General features: G+C 67.2%; 18 protein-coding genes. 3 read left to right on the top strand and 15 right to left on the bottom strand.

The features are described from left to right. Positions 1-211 precede the first annotated feature (211 nt). From ruvX to ACZZZN_RS06560, 5 genes are all read right to left on the bottom strand, one after another. On the bottom strand, positions 212-685 hold the full coding sequence (gene ruvX, locus ACZZZN_RS06580; protein ID WP_463504375.1) for a Holliday junction resolvase RuvX: 474 nt from the start codon (positions 683-685) through the stop codon (positions 212-214). Next, positions 682-3,342, bottom strand: coding sequence for an alanine--tRNA ligase (alaS, locus tag ACZZZN_RS06575; RefSeq protein ID WP_463504374.1), 2,661 nt, complete (start codon positions 3,340-3,342; stop codon positions 682-684). Before alaS ends, ruvX begins: the two co-directional genes overlap by 4 nt. A 60-nt stretch (positions 3,343-3,402) precedes the next feature. Then, positions 3,403-3,591, bottom strand: a complete 189-nt coding sequence (locus ACZZZN_RS06570; RefSeq protein ID WP_463504373.1) for a hypothetical protein — start codon at positions 3,589-3,591, stop codon at positions 3,403-3,405. A gap of 106 nt (positions 3,592-3,697) precedes the next feature. Then, complete coding sequence (rpsD, locus tag ACZZZN_RS06565) at positions 3,698-4,327, bottom strand: 30S ribosomal protein S4 (protein WP_052677824.1); 630 nt, start codon at positions 4,325-4,327, stop codon at positions 3,698-3,700. Positions 4,328-4,488: 161 nt separating this feature from the next. Continuing rightward, entirely contained in the window at positions 4,489-5,820 is a 1,332-nt protein-coding gene (locus ACZZZN_RS06560) for a replication-associated recombination protein A (RefSeq protein WP_463504372.1), read from the bottom strand. A gap of 145 nt (positions 5,821-5,965) precedes the next feature. Between ACZZZN_RS06560 and ACZZZN_RS06555 the strand changes: the two genes are divergently transcribed. Further along, on the top strand, positions 5,966-6,223 hold the full coding sequence (locus tag ACZZZN_RS06555; RefSeq protein WP_463504371.1) for a hypothetical protein: 258 nt from the start codon (positions 5,966-5,968) through the stop codon (positions 6,221-6,223). 66 nt (positions 6,224-6,289) lie between these two features. Here the strand turns inward: ACZZZN_RS06555 and ACZZZN_RS06550 are convergent, their stop codons facing one another. Beyond that, positions 6,290-7,015: a winged helix-turn-helix domain-containing protein gene (locus ACZZZN_RS06550; protein WP_463504370.1), complete on the bottom strand. Its 726-nt coding sequence runs from the start codon at positions 7,013-7,015 to the stop codon at positions 6,290-6,292. Between the two features lie 58 nt (positions 7,016-7,073). Then, the gene (locus tag ACZZZN_RS06545; RefSeq protein ID WP_463504369.1) at positions 7,074-8,210 is read right to left on the bottom strand and encodes an NAD(P)/FAD-dependent oxidoreductase; all 1,137 of its coding nucleotides are present in this window, start codon (positions 8,208-8,210) and stop codon (positions 7,074-7,076) included. 212 nt (positions 8,211-8,422) lie between these two features. Here ACZZZN_RS06545 and ACZZZN_RS06540 point away from each other — a divergent pair, with 212 nt between their 5' ends. Then, positions 8,423-9,787, top strand: a complete 1,365-nt coding sequence (locus ACZZZN_RS06540; RefSeq protein WP_463504368.1) for a DUF349 domain-containing protein — start codon at positions 8,423-8,425, stop codon at positions 9,785-9,787. 60 nt (positions 9,788-9,847) lie between these two features. After that, positions 9,848-10,399 carry an SAM-dependent methyltransferase gene (locus ACZZZN_RS06535; protein WP_463504367.1) on the top strand — a complete coding sequence of 184 codons (552 nt, stop codon included), beginning with the start codon at positions 9,848-9,850 and terminating at the stop codon, positions 10,397-10,399. On the opposite strand, the gene ACZZZN_RS06530 is transcribed toward ACZZZN_RS06535, so the two are convergent. From ACZZZN_RS06530 to ACZZZN_RS06495, 8 genes are all read right to left on the bottom strand, one after another. Next, a complete protein-coding gene (locus ACZZZN_RS06530; protein WP_463504366.1) occupies positions 10,386-12,635 on the bottom strand; it encodes a RelA/SpoT family protein in 2,250 nt (749 codons plus the stop codon). The genes ACZZZN_RS06535 and ACZZZN_RS06530 overlap by 14 nt on opposite strands. 68 nt (positions 12,636-12,703) lie before the next feature. Continuing rightward, positions 12,704-13,693: a protein translocase subunit SecF gene (secF, locus tag ACZZZN_RS06525; protein WP_463504365.1), complete on the bottom strand. Its 990-nt coding sequence runs from the start codon at positions 13,691-13,693 to the stop codon at positions 12,704-12,706. Continuing rightward, a complete protein-coding gene (gene secD, locus ACZZZN_RS06520) occupies positions 13,693-15,423 on the bottom strand; it encodes a protein translocase subunit SecD (RefSeq protein ID WP_463504364.1) in 1,731 nt (576 codons plus the stop codon). The genes secF and secD overlap by 1 nt, the downstream gene beginning before the upstream one ends. Before the next feature lie 61 nt (positions 15,424-15,484). Beyond that, the gene (locus tag ACZZZN_RS06515; protein ID WP_463504363.1) at positions 15,485-15,895 is read right to left on the bottom strand and encodes a preprotein translocase subunit YajC; all 411 of its coding nucleotides are present in this window, start codon (positions 15,893-15,895) and stop codon (positions 15,485-15,487) included. 75 nt (positions 15,896-15,970) lie between these two features. Next, positions 15,971-16,996 (bottom strand): Holliday junction branch migration DNA helicase RuvB, encoded by a 1,026-nt coding sequence (gene ruvB / locus ACZZZN_RS06510; RefSeq protein WP_463504362.1) that lies wholly within the window; start codon positions 16,994-16,996, stop codon positions 15,971-15,973. Beyond that, positions 16,989-17,594 carry a Holliday junction branch migration protein RuvA gene (ruvA, locus tag ACZZZN_RS06505; RefSeq protein WP_463504361.1) on the bottom strand — a complete coding sequence of 202 codons (606 nt, stop codon included), beginning with the start codon at positions 17,592-17,594 and terminating at the stop codon, positions 16,989-16,991. Before ruvA ends, ruvB begins: the two co-directional genes overlap by 8 nt. A gap of 9 nt (positions 17,595-17,603) precedes the next feature. Further along, entirely contained in the window at positions 17,604-18,185 is a 582-nt protein-coding gene (ruvC, locus tag ACZZZN_RS06500) for a crossover junction endodeoxyribonuclease RuvC (protein ID WP_463504360.1), read from the bottom strand. A 45-nt stretch (positions 18,186-18,230) separates the two neighbouring features. Beyond that, positions 18,231-18,992 (bottom strand): YebC/PmpR family DNA-binding transcriptional regulator, encoded by a 762-nt coding sequence (locus ACZZZN_RS06495; RefSeq protein WP_463506559.1) that lies wholly within the window; start codon positions 18,990-18,992, stop codon positions 18,231-18,233. Positions 18,993-19,051 lie beyond the last annotated feature (59 nt).

Here is a 19,051-nt window from a genome sequence, read left to right as displayed (position 1 = left end):
AGAGGGCTGTACTGGGGCCTGTGGGGCCGAGTTCGGCTGGGACGAGGCCGGTCGCGTGGCGGCCTCTCGGGCAGCCCGCCGGGATCCGGGAGCGGGGGGTGCGTCATCGACCGTCGGGATCTGCTGCGTGGGCTCCGGCAGGTTCTCGAACAGGTCGCTCAGTCGGGCGTCCGGATCGTGCCGGGGGGAAGCACTATCGCGTTCGGGCATGTCAGGAAGACTCCTCATCGAGCGGAATCGTGTCACCGGGCGGGTTTCCGGTGCTCTTCTCCGTGTCGATCGCCTGCTGCAGCAGAACCACCGCGGCGACCTGATCCACAATGCTACGAGAGTTCTTCTGAGTTCTCCCCGAAGATCGCAGCGCGGCGTGTGCGCTCACGGTGCTCAGACGCTCGTCCACCAACCTCGTCGGGATCCTCGTGCGCGCGCTGAGGGCCGCCGCGAACTCCCTCGCGTCGAGCGTCGACGCGGTGTCCGCTCCCTGCATGTTCACAGGGAGTCCGACGACGAGTTCCACCGGCTCGTACTCCTCAGCGATCGAGGCGATCCGCTCGACCGACTGGTCGGTGCGAGGTACCGTCTCGACGGGAACCGCGAGCATGCCGTCGGGGTCGCAGCGTGCGACCCCGACGCGGGCCCTGCCGACGTCGATTCCGAGGCGGACCCCGCGACGGAACACGCTCACGCTGTCCGCAGCTCCTGCGACACGGCCTCGAGCGCGGCGGTCAGCGCAGAGGCATCCGTGCCGCCGCCCTGCGCCACATCGTCTCGGCCACCACCGCCACCGCCGAGCACAGACGCTGCGCGCTTCGCGAGTGCCCCCGCTCTGGCTCCTGCTGCGCGAGCAGCGTCGTTGGTGGCGACGACCACGACCGGGCGGTCGTTCACGATGCCGCCGAGTGCGACGACTGCGGCCTCGGAGCCGAGACGGTCGCGTACCCCGAGCACGAGCTCGCGCACGTCATCGGCCGACGCCACCGCGCCGAGCGACTGGGCTGCGACGCGGAAGTCGCCGACGCGGCCGGCGGCATCGGCGATGGCAGGCACCTGTCCGGCACGCTCCTTGGCCTCGAACTGGGCGATGCGCTTCTCGGCTGCCTTGAGACCCGCCGACAGGTCGGAGATGCGCTCGGCGAGCTGATCGCGCGGCGTCTTGAGCGAAGAGGTGAGCTGAGAGACGAGAGCACGCTCGGCCGCCAGTTCGCGGAACGCGTCCTGCCCCACGAGAGCCTCGATGCGCCGGTTGGATGCGCCGACCGACGACTCGCCGACGACGCTGACCAGTCCTACCTCGGCGCTGGTGCTCACATGGGTGCCGGCGCAGAGCTCGCGCGACCAGGGGCCGCCGATGTCGACCATGCGCACGACATCGCCGTACTTCTCCCCGAACAACGCCATGGCGCCGGCTTCCTTCGCCTCGTCGAGCGAGACGATCCGTGTCGTCACCTCGAGGGCGTCCTGCACGGCCCGGTTCGTGATCTCCTCGATCTCGGTGCGGGTGTCTGCGGACAGAGCCTGGGACCAGGCGAAGTCGAAGCGCATGTACCCGGCCCGGTTCAACGACCCCGACTGTGTGGCGGTGGGGCCGAGGGTGTCGCGGAGCGCCGCGTGCACGAGGTGGGTCGCGGAGTGCGCCTGCCGCGCGGCGCGCCGATTCGCGGCATCGACAACCGTGGTCGCCGCATCATCGACGGCGACCGAACCACGGGTCACCTCGACGGTGTGACTGATCAGCCCGGCGACCGGACGCTGAACATCGAGCACCTCGAGCTCGTAGCCGGGCCCGACGATCACGCCCTTGTCCGCCACCTGGCCGCCGGATTCGGCGTACAGCGTCGTCTCGGCCAGCACGACCTCGGCGATCTGCCCCTCGGCAGCGCTCTGAACGACCTGCCCGTCGACGAGGATCCCGAGGATGCGTGAATCGACCTCGAGCTCGCTGTAGCCGTCGAATCCGGTCTCGCCGAGGGCGCGCAGGTCCCGGTACACCGAGACATCGGCGAGCTGACGCTTGCGGTTGCGCGCATCGTCCTTGGCGCGCGTGCGCTGTTCCTGCATGAGCGAGTCGAAAGCCGCGCGGTCGACGTTCAGCCCGGCTTCCTCGGCGACCTCGAGCGTGAGGTCGATCGGGAATCCGTACGTGTCGTGGAGGAGGAATGCCTCGCGACCGCTCAGCGAGGCGTCGCCCTTCTTCTTCGTCTCGTCGAGTGCGAGATCGAGGATCGTCGACCCCTGCGCGAGAGTGCGGCGGAAGGTCTCCTCTTCTGCGAATGCCGAGGCCGACAACGTCGCCCACTCCGTCTCGAGCACCGGATACGCCGACTTCATGGCGTCACGCGAGGCGGCGAACAGCTCGGGGAAAGCGGGGTCGTCGACACCGAGCAGACGCATCGATCGCACGGTGCGACGCATGAGTCGGCGCAGGATGTAGCCGCGGCCCTCGTTCGACGGACGAACACCGTCGGAGAGCAGCATCAGAGACGAGCGCACATGATCGGCGATGACGCGGAAACGCACGTCGTCTTCGTGCACTGCTCCGTAGCGACGGCCGGAGAGCTCGACGGCTCGGTCGAGCACCGGGCGCACCTGATCGGTCTCGTACATGTTCTCGACGCCCTGCTTGAGGAAGGCGACGCGCTCGAGGCCCATGCCTGTGTCGATGTTCTTCATCGGCAACTCGCCGACGATGTCGAACTCGGTCTTGCCGCGGATGTTGTCGATGAAGTCCTGCATGAAGACCAGGTTCCAGATCTCCACGAACCGGTTGTCGTCCACCGCCGGGCCGCCGTCGGCGCCATACGCGGGACCACGGTCGAAGAAGATCTCCGAGTCGGGACCGCCCGGGCCGGGCTGCCCGGTGTTCCAGTAGTTGTCGGCGCGCCCGAGACGCTGGATGCGCTCCGGCTTCAGACCGATGATGTCGCGCCAGATCGCCTCGGCCTCGTCATCGGTCTCGTAGACGGTGACCCAGAGATCCTTCTCGTCGAACCCCAGACCGCCATCGGCCTCGGCGCTGGTCAGAAGCTCCCAGGCATAGCGGATCGCGCCCTCTTTGAAGTAGTCCCCGAACGACCAGTTTCCGAGCATCTGGAAGAACGTGCCGTGACGTGCGGTGCGACCGACCTCTTCGATGTCATTGGTGCGGATGCACTTCTGCACGTCGGCGATGCGCGGATGCGGCGCGGGCACGACGCCCGTGAGGTACGGGATCATCGGAACCATGCCGGCGACCGTGAACAGCAGGGACGGATCGTCGCTCACGAGTGAGGCGGACGGGACGATGACGTGGTCGTTCTTCTCGAAGAAGTCGAGATAGCGCTGCGCGATGTCCGCAGTTTTCATAGGGGTGCCGGGTGTCCTTGCGTACTGGGTGAGATTGAGCTGCGCGGGTGCGCGCGGGGATCAGTCGTCGGTCGGCTCGGTGAGCCTGGCCTGCTGCTCGCGGTACGAGTCGCCGATGATCCCGGTGAACTCGTTGAATCGAGCATCGACCTCGGCGAGGATGTCGTGGCCGCGCGGGTCTTTGTTCATGAAGTGCGCCGCGACGAAGCCGCCGATCACACCGATCAGAAACCACAGCACGTTCTTCATGTCGCCATCCTTGCCCTTGATCCGCGAAGGCGCGGTGCCTCCATCGTATGCGGAAACGACAGAAGGCGTCGGGGGAAACCCGACGCCTTCTGTGGAAAAGCTGAACTCAGCGAGCTGCGTAGTACTCGACGACGAGCTGCACTTCACAGGTCACGGGGACCTCTGCGCGCTTCGGACGACGAACCAGGCGAGCCTGGAGCTTGTCGAGCTCGACCTCGAGGTAGCCGGGAACGGGAGGCAGGACCTCGGCGTGACCGCCGGCGGCTGCGACCTGGAAGGGCTCGGTGCCCTCGCTCTTAGCCTTGACGTGGATGAGCTGACCCGGCTTCACGCGGAACGACGGGCGGTCGACGAGCTGGCCGTCGACGAGGATGTGACGGTGCACGACGAGCTGACGAGCCTGTGCGGTCGTGCGAGCGAAGCCCGAACGAACGACGAGTGCGTCGAGACGCATCTCGAGCAGCTCGACCAGGTTCTCACCGGTCAGACCGTCCTGACGACGAGCCTCGTTGAACGTGTTGCGCATCTGCTTCTCGCGGATGCCGTACTGCTCGCGCAGACGCTGCTTCTCACGCAGGCGGACGGCGTAGTCGCTGTCTGCCTTGCGCTTGGTGCGGCCGTGCTCACCCGGAGCGTAGGGACGCTTCTCGAGGTAGCGGGCGGCCTTCGGGGTGAGCGGGATGCCGAGGGCACGGCTCAGACGTACCTTGCGGCGGTCCTGGGACTTCGTGGTCACGAAGTTGTCCTTCCGATGACGTGGTCGCGTCTCTCACGACTCACGGACGTATCGTCCGCGTTCTGCCTTGGAGCGCACGCCGGGGCGCCAGCAAGGTGGGGTGTGAACGAGGAGATGCCCGAAAACTCGGTTTCGAGCCGATCAAGTCTAACAGATCGGAGTCAGCGCCCGTCGAGGATGCGACGGATGCGCTCGAGACGAGCAGAGATGTCGCGTTCGGCGCCGAGATTCTTGGGCTCGTAGTAGCGCTTTCCCTGCAGCTCATCCGGCAGATACTGCTGCGGGAGGATGCCGAAATCACTGTCGTGCGGGTAGACGTAGCCGCGACCGTGGCCCAGTCGCTTGGCCCCCGGATAGTGCGCGTCGCGCAGGTGAAGTGGCACGCGACCGAATCCGCCCGAGCGGATGTCGGCGATCGCGGCGTCGATACCGACATATGCCGCGTTCGACTTGGCCGTCGTGGCGAGATAGACGGTCGCTTCGGCAAGCGGGATGCGCCCTTCCGGCATGCCGATGAAGGCGACCGCATCGGCCGCCGCGACCGCGATCGAGAGCGCCTGCGGGTCGGCGAGCCCGACGTCCTCGGAGGCGGAGATGACGAGGCGCCTCGCGATGAAGCGGGGGTCCTCCCCCGCTTCGATCATGCGCGCGAGGTAGTGGAGCGCCGCGTCGGGGTCGGAGCCGCGGATGGACTTGATGAAGGCGCTGATGACGTCGTAATGCTCATCGCCCTGCCGGTCATATCGCAGAAGGGCCTTGTCGACGGCCTGTGCCACGTCGTCGGCTGTCGCGGCGGGCACCGCACCGTCTGCACCCTGGGACAGGGCGACTGCGGCTGCCGCCTCGAGCCCGGTGAGAGCGCGCCGCGCATCGCCGGAAGCCAGCCGGATGAGGGCGGCCCGCGCGTCGTCGGCGAGGGTCACCGCGCCGTTGAGCCCGCGGGCGTCTGTCACCGCTCGGTCGATGAGCAGCCCGATGTCGTCGTCGGTCAGCGGCTGCAGCGTCAGCAGCAGAGACCGCGACATGAGCGGAGAGATGACGGAGAAGGACGGGTTCTCGGTCGTCGCGGCGATCAGCAGCACCCATCCGTTCTCGACGCCGGGCAGCAGAGCATCCTGCTGGGCCTTCGTGAAGCGGTGGATCTCGTCGAGGAACAGGATCGTGGTCTGACCGTAGAGATCGCGCTGGGTGATCGCCTCCTGCATCACCTCGCGCACGTCCTTGACCCCGGCCGTGATCGCCGACAGTTCGACGAACCGGCGGCCCGATGACCGCGCGATCGCCTGGGCGAGCGTGGTCTTGCCGGTGCCTGGGGGGCCCCAGAGGATGATCGAGACCGCACCGGGGGACGTGGCGGCCGGATCGGCCAGAGCGACGATCGGCGAGCCGGCCCGCAGCAGATGCTTCTGCCCGGCCACCTCGTCGAGGGAGACCGGGCGCATGCGCACGGCAAGGGGCGTCTGCCCAGAGAGCAGTGCGGCGGCGGCGGTCATCAGTCCAGGCTAACGCCGGTCACCGACAACGCGGCGGCGATCGATCGACTGCCGAGCGCGCCGGTAGGCTCTGATGTATCGACGTCGTCGGGCGTCGAGGTTCTCTCATGCACGTCGAGAGTCGACCTCCACGAAGGAGCACGGCATGGCAACACGCGGGTCGAAGAACACCCAGCAGCGCACCGAGGCGGAGCGTGCACGACTCCACACCGCCCGTACCGAGTGGCACGACGGACAGATCCGACGCCGGGTGCGTGACAACACGATCGCGGTGATCGTCGCGGTGATGATCGTGGCCGCTGCGATCGGAAGTCAGGTCGTCCATGCGCAGGTCGCCCCGACGGCTCCCGCTCCGACCCCGACGGTCGAGCCGACGGATCCCGCCAACACGCCTGCCGAGTAGCGCCCGGGACCGCCGGGTCCCCCCTGTTCATCTCCGCCGCGGTCGATCGCCCTCTGTGGCGTCGACTCAGTCGTCGGTCACGGCGAGCCGGTAACCGCGCTTCACGACGGTCTGTATGAGGGCCCTGTCCCCGAGGGTCTCGCGCAGTCGAGCTATCGCGACCTCCACCGCGTGCGCGGTGCGCCCCTCCCCCGGCAGAACACTGTCCAGTTCGGCGCGCGAGATCACGCGGCCACGCGCCGCCGCGAGAGCATCCATCAGCGCCACGGCGGACCGCGAGAGTGGGATGAATCCGTCGTCCACCGCGACACCACCGCTACGGACCTGGATCCATCCGAAGTCCGTGGACAGCGACGGTGCGCTGTCTCCGGTGAAGTGTTCGATGACCCGGAGCGCGAGCGAAGTGCTCCGATCGACCTCGTCGATCGGAATCGGGAGGCATCCAGGCTCTGCCCCTGCCGCGTCGCCGTGCTCCGCTGAGAGGAGAAGCAAACGTCCGACGTCGACACGGTGACGGAGGATGTCGAGCGCGTCGGCTCGTTGCGCGAGCGATATCCACTCCGAGGCGGATGCCGCGGCGGTGAACAGCACGGCGTCGACCTCCCCCTTCGAAGCGCGCGAGATGGAACGCGCGAGCCTCTGCACGTCCTTCGGCCGCGCGACGGGATGGGAAAGGAGACACCGCTCCACGGCCGCCCCGCGAGCCGCCAGCAGTTCCTCGTCAGCCCGGTCGCGCTCTGCGCCCACGACGATCACAGCGCAGCCGGTCAGATCCGTATCCGCGGTGTTCACGAAAGCGACGCGCCGCACCAGCTGACCTCGCCTCCCTCACATTCGGCCGCGAGATGCATCAGATCACCCGCAGCGAGCGCGCACTGCGACCGCGGCCCGGCCCGGAGACCGCCGTGTTCGGCCGCTGCGATACCCGGCGCCAGCCCTCGCCATACCGATCCGGGTTCGCAGCGTCGCCGACGTTCACGATCTCGACGCAACGCAGCGCAGGTCGCGACGGGTCGTCGTCACTGCGCAGGACCGCGTCGCCGCCGAGGATCCGCGTCGTCGCCACCTCAGCCATCGCCAATCCCGGCGCCAGCAGATTGAGGCAGCGTCCTTGGAAGCACGCGACCTCACCGACTGCGACGATGTGTGGATCCGACGTACGGCAGCGTTCATCGACGACGATCCCGCCCGCAGGGGCCACCCGCATCGACGAGTTGCGTGCGAGCTCATCCCGCGGTCGTACCCCCGCGGCGAACACGACGAGGTCGACGGGTTCGGTCGTGCCGTCATCGAGCATCAGAGCCGTCACCGTTCCCGCTGGCCCGGCGACGATGCGATCGACGTGCGCATCGGCTCGCACGGCGTCGAGCAAGTCGGGGAGCAGGTTCTCGTCAGCCCGATCGAGCTGCGACGATGTGAAAGGCTCGGCATGGAGGAAGATCTTCGACTCGACGCCCATCACTGCGAGAGCATCGACCGCCTCGAGCGCGGGCTGCCCGCCGCCGACGACCGCAGCACGAAGGCCTCGGCCGATCATGGTCTCGCGTTGGGCGGAGAAGGTCTTCAGGTGCTCGACGTCATCCACCGTGCGCACAACGAAGCACCCGTCGAGGTCGGCGCCGTCGATCTCTGGCGTGACCGCATACGACCCGGTCGCAAGCACGAGGGTGTCGTACGGGATGGTCAGCCGAGACCGCGTTCTGACGGTCCGCGCCTCGCGGTCGACGCGGACGACCCTGTCGTCGGCGAGGAAGCGCACCCGGAAATCGTCGAAGACCGAGCAGTCGAGCTCCAGCCCTGGGCCTGGCGCGCCCGTGAGGACGCCGGTCAGAGCGACGCGGTCGTACGGGAGCAGCCCCTCGTCGCCGATCACCGTGACATGGAACCGTGTCTCGGCTCTGCCGATGAGGCTCTGCACCAGACGGTGCGCCACCATGCCCGCTCCCACGACCACGATCTGCTCGGTCGCGAGGATCGCGTCGTTCATTCTGCTCCATTCGTCGGGACGTCGTGATCGAGACGATATGAGCACCGTGTTTCCCACATGTGACAGGCGGTGTTTCAGACGTCGAACGTTCTGCTCACAAATCGGTAACGATCACGGGCGGAGCGACGGACCACACCGGAAGTGCCCGTGCGTACTAGGCTGAAGCTCGTCCTTTCCGCCTCCCGCGGGCCTACCGCGCAAGGAGAATCACCGTGTCTGCCACAGAGCCGTCGAAGCCGACTCCCGCCGTTCCCGCTCCCCCGGCGAAGCCGCTGCCCCGCAAGCTGCCTTCACAGGCGCCCGCGCCCTCCGCAGCGCCTGCTGCGCCTTCCGCGAGCGCCTCCGCCGCTGACGCGGCGAAATGGGGTCGTGTCTCCGACGACGGCACCGTCGAGGTGCGGGAAGAAGAGACCTGGCGCGTCGTGGGCCAGTATCCCGACGGCACGCCCGATGAGGCACTCGCCTACTTCGTGCGCAAGTACGAGGACATCGCCTTCAAGGTCACCACGCTCGAACAGCGCCATCAGGCCGGAGGCGCATCGGCCGGCGACCTCGTCAAGCAGGCGGGCCATCTCCTCGAAGAGGCGACGGATGCTGCGGCAGTCGGCGACCTCGCCGGATTGCGCGCCCGGCTCGACGCACTCACGTCCTCGCTGTCGGAGGCGAGCGCCCAGGAGGCGCAGCAGGCCAAGGAACTCGTCGACCAGGCGGTCGCCGAGCGCACTGCACTCGTCGAACGCGCCGAGGCCATCGCTGCCCGCGACCTGACGAAGGTGCAGTGGAAGCAGGTCACCGCCGAACTCGGCGAGCTCTTCGATTCGTGGCAGGCCCACCAGCAGAACGGCCCGCGCCTCTCGAAGGGCATCTCGCAGCAGCTCTGGAAGCGCTTCCGCGACGCCCGCGCCACGGTCGACAAGGCCCGTCGCTCGTTCTATTCGGAGCTCGATGACTCGCACAAGCTGGCCCGCGACGCGAAGACGCGTCTCGTGGAGCGCGCCGAGGCTCTCGCTCCGCGGGGAATCGACGGTATTCCCGCGTACCGCTCGCTGCTCGACGAGTGGAAGGCGGCCGGCCGTGCCGGACGCAAGGCTGACGACGCGCTGTGGGCGCGATTCAAGGCGGCCGGCGACGCCCTCTACTCCGCCCGAGCCGAGCAGGCCGCTGCGGAAGAAGCCGAGTCCGGACCGAAGATCGAGGCACGCCAGGCTCTTCTCGAAGAGGCCAAGGCGGTCGCCGACGAGCCGAACATCAAGAAGGCTCGCGCGCTGCTCACCGGCATCCAGCGCCAGTGGGACGAGATCGGACGGATCTTCCCCCGCGACAAGGAGCGCGCGCTCGATGACCGCCTGCGCGTGATCGAGCAGGCGTTGAAGGCACGCGAAGAAGTCGACTGGAAGAAGAACAACCCCGAGACCAAGGCGCGTGCTGATGACATGAGCTCGCGTCTGCTCGAGGCCATCGAGAAGCTCGAATCCGAACTTGCCGCAGCCGAGAAGGCCGGCGACAAGAAGGCCGCCAAGGAGGCAGCGGATGCGCTCGAGGCGCGACGCACCTGGCTGAGCGCACTCGGCGGCTGATCTCTCCACAGTTCAACGCGACGATCGGAAACGCGGGATTCACTGCGCCACACTGGCGTGATGCATCCCGCGTTCCTGTATCTGCCCGGAGTCGCACTCACCGTGTCGGAACTGACCGCTGCGCGCCTCGACGGTGATCTGTTCGAGATCGGCGAAGGATTCATCCCCGCCGACCTCGTCGAAGCGCGCGGCACGCGAGCCGCATCGATCGCAGGTCTGATCCCGGTCGACACGGCTGCCTCTGGCCCCACCGCCGCGTGGATCCATGGCGCCGGCGACTCACCCCCGGCCATCCACCATGTGCGTCGGGCTGTCGAGCGCCGCATCCGCTCGACTCGCATGGCACGCATCATCCTTCACGACACGAGCGTTCCCCAGAACGAACTCGAGGTGCTCGGCGGAGTCGTCGTGATGACCCGGGTGCGGACCATGGTCGACCTCGCACTGGGACTGCATCGTGACGAATCATTGATGCGGTGGCTCCTGCTCCTCGCCGAGACTGACGAGTCGCTCGTCGATGCGGCGATCCGTCATGTCGACGCTCTCGTTCGCGTGCCGGGCACGAAGGCCGCGCGCGCAGCCCTGATGAGGACGGCGATCAGGACGAGGTGACGCGATACACGTCGTAGACCGCGTCGATCCGACGCACGGCGTTGAGCACCCGATCGAGATGTACGGCATCGCCCATCTCGAAGACGAATCGACTGATCGCCAGACGCTCATCCGTCGTACTCACCGTCGCTGACAGGATGTTCACGTGGTGCTCGCTGAGCACCCGGGTGACATCCGAGAGCAGACCCGACCTGTCGAGCGCCTCGACCTGGATCTGCACACGGAAGACGCTCTTCGTCGTGGGTGCCCAGGACACCTCGACGAAACGATCTTCCTCGCCCGCGAGTGCCTTGACGTTCGGGCAGTCCGTGCGGTGCACCGAGACGCCGCTTCCACGCGTCACGAAGCCCACGATCTCGTCGCCGGGAACGGGTGTACAGCACTTGGCGACCTTGACGAGGATGTCGGAGGCACCCCGCACCAGCACACCTGAGTCGCCGGCACGCGGCTCTCGCGAAGGCATGCTGCCCGGGAGATCGATCGGCCCGGTGGCCGGGTCGGTCGCGGCGACGAGTGCCGTGACCTTCTCGAGCACCGACTGCGTCGACACGTGGCCTTCGCCGACCGCGGCATACAGCGCAGACACGTCTTCGTAGCGGAGCTGATGAGCGACCTCGGCGAACGAGTCCTGGCTCATCAGGCGCTGGAGGGGCATGTTCTGGCGACGCATCGCCCGGGCGATCGCCTCCTTGCCCTGCTCGATCGCCTCTTCGCGTCGCTCCTTGGTGAACCACCCGCGGATCTTGTTCCTGGCACGTGTGCTCTTGACGAAGCCGAGCCAGTCCTGGCTCGGACCGGCGTCGGGGTTCTTCGACGTGAAGACCTCGACCACGTCACCGCTCTTGAGCTCGGACTCCAGCGGCACGAGGCGACCGTTGACCTTCGAGCCCATCGTGCGGTGACCGATCTCGGTGTGCACGGCGTACGCGAAGTCGACCGGAGTCGCCCCGGCAGGGAGGCCGACGACACGCCCCTTCGGCGTGAAGACGTAGACCTCCTTCGCCCCGATCTCGAACCGCAGCGAGTCGAGGAACTCGCCCGGATCCGCGGTCTCCGCCTGCCAGTCCGAGATGTGTGCGAGCCAGGCCATGTCGCTGTCCGACGCACGGACCTCGGCCTTGCCCCCGTTCATCCGCTCTTTGTACATCCAGTGCGCAGCGACGCCGTACTCGGCCTGCTGATGCATCTCGTGCGTGCGGATCTGGATCTCGACCGTGCGACCCGACGGCCCGATCACCGTGGTGTGCAGCGACTGGTACAGGTTGAACTTCGGCGTCGCGATGTAGTCCTTGAACCGACCGGGAAGAGGGGTCCACCGAGCATGGATCGCCCCGAGCACCGCGTAGCAATCGCGGACGGACGCCACGAGCACGCGGATGCCGATGAGGTCGTAGATGTCGTCGAACTCGCGGCCGCGGACCACCATCTTCTGGTACACCGAGTAGAGCTGCTTCGGGCGTCCGACGACCTTGCCGCGGATCCGCAGGTCGCGCAGATCCTCGTCGATCTCCTCGACGACCTGCGTGAGGTACTTCTCCCGCTGCGGGGTGCGCTGCGCGATCAGGTTGTGGATCTCGTTGTAGATCTTCGGGTGCAGCACCGCGAACGAGAGGTCTTCGAGCTCGGACTTGATCGCCTGGATACCGAGCCTGTTGGCCAGCGGCGCATAGATCTCGAGGGTCTCTTTCGCCTTCTTCGCCGCCTTCTCGGGCGGGACGAAGCCCCAGGTGCGCGCGTTGTGCAGGCGGTCGGCCAGCTTGATCAACAGCACGCGGATGTCTTTCGACATCGCCACGATCATCTTGCGGACGGTCTCAGCCTGGGCGCTTTCGCCGTACTTGACCTTGTCGAGCTTCGTCACGCCGTCGACGAGCATCGCGACCTCGTCGCCGAACTCCGCCGTCAGGTCAGAGAGCGCGTATCCGGTGTCCTCGACCGTGTCATGGAGCAGCGCGGCGGCGATCGCTCGCGGCCCGAGTCCCATCTCAGCGAGGATCTGCGCCACCGCCAGCGGGTGTGTGATGTACGGCTCGCCGCTCTGCCGTTTCTGGCCCTCGTGCTTGGTCTTCGCCACGGCGTAGGCGCGCTCGATCACGGCGAGATCACCACGCGGGTGGTTCGCCCGCACGGTGCGGATCAGGTTGTCGAGGTCGTTGATCCTGGGCGCGCGGGAGAAGATGCGAGGAACCAGTCGTCTCAGGCTGGAGCCCTGCGACGCCGTCTGCGGTTCCGCCATCCGCTCACCTCCGAATCACAACAGCTTACGCGTGCTCTGCGGGGTGCGGCCCCGCGGAGCGGGGACTATCAGGCCTCTGCGGTGGCGAGACTTCGTGCCTCGCGGATCCGCGCGTCACGGGCGGCGAGCTGGGGCTCGTTCTCGCGGAAGAGCGAGTACAGCGGTGCCGCGACGAACAGCGTCGAATAGGTCGCCACGAGGATGCCGACGAAGATCGACAACGAGATGTCGGTGAGCGACTCGGCACCGAGCCAGAAGGCACCGATGAAGAGCACGGCACCGACCGGCAGCGCAGCGACGACAGACGTGTTGATCGAACGGATCAGCGTCTGGTTGACCGCAAGGTTGACCGATTCACCGAACAGCCGCGAGGACTGCTCGCCATCCTCCGTCGTGTTCTCTCGGATCTTGTCGAACACGACCGTGGTGTCGTAGAGCGAATACGCGAGGATCGTGAGGAAGCCGATGACGGCCGCGGGCGAGATCTCGAATCCGGCCAGCGCGTAGACGCCGACGGTGATCACGAGCACGTCGAGCAGACCGATGATCGCCGCTGCGGACATCTTCCAGGTGCGGAAGTAGATCGCCAGGATCAGGAAGGTGAGCGCGAGGAAGATCGCGAGCCCCCAGAGGGACTGCTTCGTCACGTTCTCGCCCCAGGCCGGACCGATGAACGACGAGGTGACGCTGTCGGGATCGACACCGTACGCGTCGGCGAGTGCGGCCGACACCTGCTGGGTCTCCTCCGCACTCATCTGGTCGGTCTGCACGCGGATGTCCGTGTCGCCCACGACGACGACCTTGGTCGCCGCGTTCGCGACCACCGACTGCACGGCCTCCGTCGCCGTCTCCTGCTCGAGGGAGTCGGGCGCCTGGACGGTGAACTGCGAACCGCCGGTGAACTCGATCGAGAACTGGATGGGGCGGAGCAGCGGAACGAGCGCGGATCCGACCACGAGTGCGATCGCGATGATGAACCAGAGTCGGCGCCTGCCGACGAACGGGAAAGAGGTCTTACCCGAGTAGAGATTGTTGCCGAACTCGTTCATGGAAGCCATCACGCGTCCCCCTCACTTCCGGTGCTGGTGGATCTCTCACCGGCGAGTGCTTCGGCGCGCTTGCGCTCTGCGATGGTCTGGCGGCGTTCCGCCTCGCCTCGGGCACGCGTGTTCTTCGCTCCACGCCCGGCCGACGCCGTTGCCACCTCGCGGAACTGTGCGCGGCTTCGATAGACGGAACCCAACGACTCCGGATCGAGACCGGAGAGCTTGTGTCCGCCGCCGAAGAACTTCGTGCGTGCGAGCAACTGCATCACCGGGTGCGTGAAGATCACGAAGATGAAGACGTCGATGATGGTCGTGAGACCGAGAGTGAAGGCGAAACCCTTCACGGTCGCGTCGGCCAGGATGTACAGGACGACGGCTGCGAGGATGTTGATCGACTTCGAGATGTAGATGGTTCGCTTCGCTCGACCCCAGCCGTCTTCGACCGCCGAGGTGATCGACTTGCCGTCGCGCAGCTCGTCTCGTATTCGTTCGAAGTAGACGATGAACGAGTCGGCCGTGAAGCCGATCGAGACGATGAGGCCGGCGACCCCCGCGAGCGAGAGGCGGAATCCGAGCCGCCACGCCAGGATGCAGATGATGACGTAGGTCAGTATCGCCATCACGGCGATAGACGCGATGATCACCGTGCCGAGCGCTCGGTAGACGATCAGAGAGTAGATCGCGACCAGCGCGAGACCGATGAGACCCGCGATCAGACCGATCTGCAGCTGTTGGGTTCCGAGCGTCGCCGAGACGGTGTCGCTGCTCTGCACGACGAAGCTGAGCGGCAGCGCACCGAACTTGAGCTGGTCGGCGAGCGTCGTCGCCGTCTCCTGGGTGAAGCTGCCGGAGATGCTGGGGCGGCCGTCGAGGATCTGCCCGTTCATCTGCGGGGCGCTGATCACCGATCCGTCGAGGACGAACGCGAACTGGTCACGAGGGGTGAGACCGTCGATGCGGTTCTGGTTGAGGCGCGTGCTGACCTCGCCGAACTTCTCGGTGCCCTCTCCGTTCATCTCCAGCTGCACGAGCCATGCTCCGGATCGCGGATCGCGGCCCGAGGTGGCATCGGTGATCACGTCGCCGGTGAGCTCGGTCGGTCCGAGCAGGTACTTCGCCTGATTCGTCGGATCGCAGGCGATGAGGGGCTCGTCCTTCGGGGCGTTGGACGGATCAGTCGACGGGTTGGCGCAGTCGTACGCGAGGAACTCCGCGCTGAGACGGTCGGTCACCCATGACAGGTCACTGGCGTCGGTCGGCTCCGCGGTCGGCGTCGCGTTGAGCGAGTCGTCGGGAGTCGGGTACGGCGTGGCGTTGCCGTCCTCACCCACGAAGGAGTTGGCAGCTGCCGTGGTGGCCAGAACCGGGCGGAACTCGAGCTGGGCGCTCGACTGGATGCGCTGTCGCGTCTCCTCGTCGGCGTTGCCCGGGATCTGGACGACGATGTTCTGGCCGCCCTCTGTGGTGATGTCAGCCTCGGCCACGCCGGACGCATCCACCCGCTGACGGATGATCGCTGCCGCCTGGTCGAGCTGCTCCTGCGAAGGGGCGGCTCCGCTCTCGGTCTCGGCGCTGAGGACGATCTGTGTTCCGCCCTGCAGGTCGAGGGCGAGCTCAGGCGTCCAGGAACTCTTCTGGAAGACGTACACGCCCAGGGCGTTGACGCCGAACAGGACCCCCGTCACCAGGAGCAGGCCGAGGAGGACCCGCCAGGCGTGACGGACCGGAGAGGATGAAGCCACGTGTGATCAGCTTTCTGAGATGCCCGAGCGCGGAGCGCTGCGGTACAGCGAGCGAGGGTGCTTACTTGTCGTCGGCGTCGCGCTCGAGGCGACGGCGGGTCTCCTCGGGGGTCTCCACCACTGCGGCGTCCGCAGCGAGCGGGTCGACCTCGCTCACGACCGGGGTCTCGTCGTCTTCGAACGAGGCGACGGTGAGGTCGTCCTTCGGCTCGACGATGCGCAGGATGGCCTGGCTGTGCACCTCGATGACGGTGCCCGGAGCGATCTCGATGAGGGCGGGCGAGTCGAGGTCTTCGTGGTCGTAGGCGACCACGGTTCCGTAGATGCCGCCCTGCATGAGGACCTTGGCGCCCGGAACGGTCTTGGAAGCCTTCTCCTCCTGCTCCGCCTTCATCTGCTTCTGGCGCTTGCGGCCATTGACGAACATGAAGACGACGAGAACGGCAAGAAGACCGAAGAGGAGAATTTCCATGGGTGGCTAGCGCCTTTCGCAGGTGCACGCACCAACCAACGGGCGCACAGATTTAACGGGGGAAGTCTTCAGCGATTATAGGTCATCGAGGCGAAGCGCCCCGTCAGGGTGCGCCACCCCCAGGTGTGCGTAGGCCTCGGGCATCGCGACCCTTCCTCGTGGGGTGCGCCCCAGAAAGCCGATGCGCACCAGGTACGGCTCGACCACGCTCTCGACCGTCTCCGCCTCTTCGCCGACCGCGACCGCGAGCGTGCTGAGTCCGACGGGCCCCCCGCGGAACCTGCGCACGAGAGACTCGAGCACTGCGCGGTCGAGGCGATCCAGGCCGATCGGATCGACGTCGTAGAGCTCGAGCGCCGCCTGCACGCCCTCGAGCGTCGCCGCTCCCCCGCCGTGCACGAGGGCGTAGTCCCTGACCCGGCGGAGAAGTCGGTTGGCGATACGCGGTGTGCCGCGGGATCGTCTTGCGATCTCGGAGAGCGAGTCGTGCGGAAGATCGACCCCGAGAACGAGTGCCGATCGGGCGATCACCCGTTCGAGCTCCGGCTCGTCGTAGAACTCGAGATGCCCAGTGAACCCGAAGCGATCCCGGAGCGGATTGGGCAGCAATCCCGAACGGGTCGTCGCTCCGACCAGCGTGAACGGCGCGAGCTCGAGCGGGATGCTCGTCGCTCCCGCGCCCTTGCCCACCATGATGTCGATGCGGAAGTCCTCCATCGCGAGGTACAGCATCTCTTCTGCGGAGCGAGCCATGCGGTGGATCTCATCGATGAACAGCACCTCGCCGGGCACGAGGCTCGAGAGGAGCGCAGCGAGATCGCCGGCGTGCTGGATCGCCGGCCCGCTGGACAGGCGGAGCGGACGTTGGCTCTCGTGCGCGACGATCATGGCGAGAGTCGTCTTACCGAGGCCGGGAGGGCCCGCGAGCAGGATGTGGTCGGGGGGACGATTCTGGATGCGAGCGGCGTCGAGAAGGAGCTGCAGCTGCCCCCGCACCTTCTGCTGCCCGACGAACTCGCCGAGGCTCGTCGGGCGCAGCGCGCCTTCGATCGCGAGCTCGGTGTCGTCGGACGGCTCCGTCGCGTCGAGGGCGTCAGACACGCGCAGGCCCCAGAAGCGCGAGGGTGCGCCGCAGCAACGGCGCGACGGTCGCACGCTCGGCGTCCGTCGCCTCGGCGGCGGTCTGCGCGGCAGCCTCTGCCGCCACCTTCTCAGACCAGCCGAGGCCGACCAGCGCGGCGGTCACCTGATCCACCACGTCGACGGGCCCGCTGGCCGCCTGTTTGGTCGGCGAACCCACCGGGTGCACCTTGCCCGCGAGCTGAAGGACGATGAGCTTGGCTGTCTTCGGTCCGATCCCGGAGACGCGTCGGAACGGCGCGTCATCCTCGGTCGTCACCGCATCGGCGATCTGATCCACGGTGAGGTGCGAGAGCACCCCGAGCGCCGACTTCGGCCCGACCCCCGTCACGCTGATCAACAGTCCGAAGATCTCGAGCTCGCTGCGATCGGCGAACCCGAAGAGCGACAGCGAGTCCTCCCGCACGATCAGGCTCGTGTGCAGCAGCAGCTTCTCGCCGACGGTGGCCGTGTGGGCCACATCGGCGGGAACCGCGACGGAGAAACCGACACCCCCGACATCGATGACGACCTGGTCGGATGACGAGTGCAGGACGGTGCCGTGCAGCGAGGAGATCATCACTCCAGACTAAGCGCGGGATCGTAGGTATGTTCGAGCGACACGCTCGGCGTCGGCCCATGCCCTCTGGGCGGGGGTCAGAGCCTCGCCGCCGGGAGTTCCCGCGGCACCGCGGCGCCAGGCATGACACAGCGCGATCGCGAGCGCATCCGCCGCGTCGGCGGGCTGAGGGGGAGCATCCAGACGCAGGATGCGGGCGATCATCGCCTGCACCTGCTTCTTGTCTGCAGAGCCGTAGCCCGTGACCGCCGCCTTCACCTCGCTCGGAGTGTGCGTGGCGGCAGGGAGGCCGGCCTCGGCCGCGAGGAGCAACGCGACGCCGCTCGCCTGGGCGGTTCCCATCACCGTGTGCGTGTTCTGCTGCGCGAAGACCCGCTCGACGGCGACCGCGTCGGGGCGGTGCTCGGCGAGCACCTCACGGATGCCTGCGGCGACGAGCGCCAGCCGCTCTCCGATAGGGAGATCCGGATCGGAGCGGATCACTCCGACGTGCACGAGGGTTCCACGACGCGACCCGTCGACGTCGACGACCCCCACACCGCAGCGGGTGAGGCCGGGGTCGATGCCGAGCACACGCAGAGAGGAGGTCACTCCCCCAGGCTATTCGCCGGTCGTCGTGTCGACGGGTCGGCGCGCCTACGCGTCGTCGTTCTCGAGCTCGGCCTGGACGTCGGCGGTGAGATCGAAGTTGGTGAAGACGTTCTGCACGTCCTCACTGTCTTCGAGCGCGTCGATGAGGCGGAAGATCTTACGCGCGGTGTCGGCGTCGATCTCGACCTTGAGGTTCGGCACGAACTCCACGTCTGCCGACTCGTAGTCGATGCCGGCATCCTGCAGTGCGCTGCGCACCGCGACGAGGTCGGTCGCCTCGGTGATGATCTCGAAGCCCTCCGCGTGGGGCTCGATCTCTTCGGCACCCGCTTCGAGAGCGGCCATCATGACGTCGTCCTCGGTCGTCCCCTCGGAGCCGACGACGATGACGCCCTTGCGGCTGAAGTTGTAGGCGACGCTGCCCGGGTCGGCGAGCGTGCCGCCGTTGCGGCTGAGCGCTGTGCGGACCTCGGCTGCCGCGCGGTTCTTGTTGTCGGTCAGACACTCGATCATCATCGCGACACCGTTGGGTCCGTAGCCCTCGTACATGATCGAGGAGTATTCGACGGCTTCGCCGCCGATGCCGGCTCCGCGCTTCACCGCGCGGTCGATGTTGTCCTTCGGGACGGACGTCTTCTTCGCCTTCTGCACGGCGTCGAAGAGCGTCGGGTTGCCCTGCAGGTCGGCTCCGCCGAGCTTGGCGGCGACCTCGATGTTCTTGATGAGCTTGGCCCAGGACTTGGCGCGCCTGGAGTCGATGATGGCCTTCTTGTGCTTCGTGGTGGCCCACTTGGAATGCCCGGACATAAGTCTCCGCTCGTCGTATCCGCCCGGGGGCTCGGCCCAGGGCATCGTCCATTCTATCG

Source organism: Microbacterium sp. AC145, from assembly GCF_979258505.1.
Note: the sequence above shows the minus strand (reverse complement) of the source record. Positions and strands in the feature narration are given on the sequence as shown.

What these genes read in the sequence shown, in the direction of transcription:
- alaS (WP_463504374.1), bottom strand. Translation starts at nt 3,342, where the DNA reads ATGAAAACTGCGGACATCGCGCAGCGCTATCTCGACTTCTTCGAGAAG.
- ACZZZN_RS06570 (WP_463504373.1), bottom strand. Translation starts at nt 3,591, where the DNA reads ATGAAGAACGTGCTGTGGTTTCTGATCGGTGTGATCGGCGGCTTCGTC.
- ACZZZN_RS06560 (WP_463504372.1), bottom strand. Translation starts at nt 5,820, where the DNA reads ATGACCGCCGCCGCCGCACTGCTCTCTGGGCAGACGCCCCTTGCCGTG.
- ACZZZN_RS06555 (WP_463504371.1), top strand. Translation starts at nt 5,966, where the DNA reads ATGGCAACACGCGGGTCGAAGAACACCCAGCAGCGCACCGAGGCGGAG.
- ACZZZN_RS06545 (WP_463504369.1), bottom strand. Translation starts at nt 8,210, where the DNA reads ATGAACGACGCGATCCTCGCGACCGAGCAGATCGTGGTCGTGGGAGCG.
- ACZZZN_RS06535 (WP_463504367.1), top strand. Translation starts at nt 9,848, where the DNA reads ATGCATCCCGCGTTCCTGTATCTGCCCGGAGTCGCACTCACCGTGTCG.
- ACZZZN_RS06530 (WP_463504366.1), bottom strand. Translation starts at nt 12,635, where the DNA reads ATGGCGGAACCGCAGACGGCGTCGCAGGGCTCCAGCCTGAGACGACTG.
- secF (WP_463504365.1), bottom strand. Translation starts at nt 13,693, where the DNA reads ATGGCTTCCATGAACGAGTTCGGCAACAATCTCTACTCGGGTAAGACC.
- ACZZZN_RS06515 (WP_463504363.1), bottom strand. Translation starts at nt 15,895, where the DNA reads ATGGAAATTCTCCTCTTCGGTCTTCTTGCCGTTCTCGTCGTCTTCATG.
- ruvA (WP_463504361.1), bottom strand. Translation starts at nt 17,594, where the DNA reads ATGATCTCCTCGCTGCACGGCACCGTCCTGCACTCGTCATCCGACCAG.
- ACZZZN_RS06495 (WP_463506559.1), bottom strand. Translation starts at nt 18,992, where the DNA reads ATGTCCGGGCATTCCAAGTGGGCCACCACGAAGCACAAGAAGGCCATC.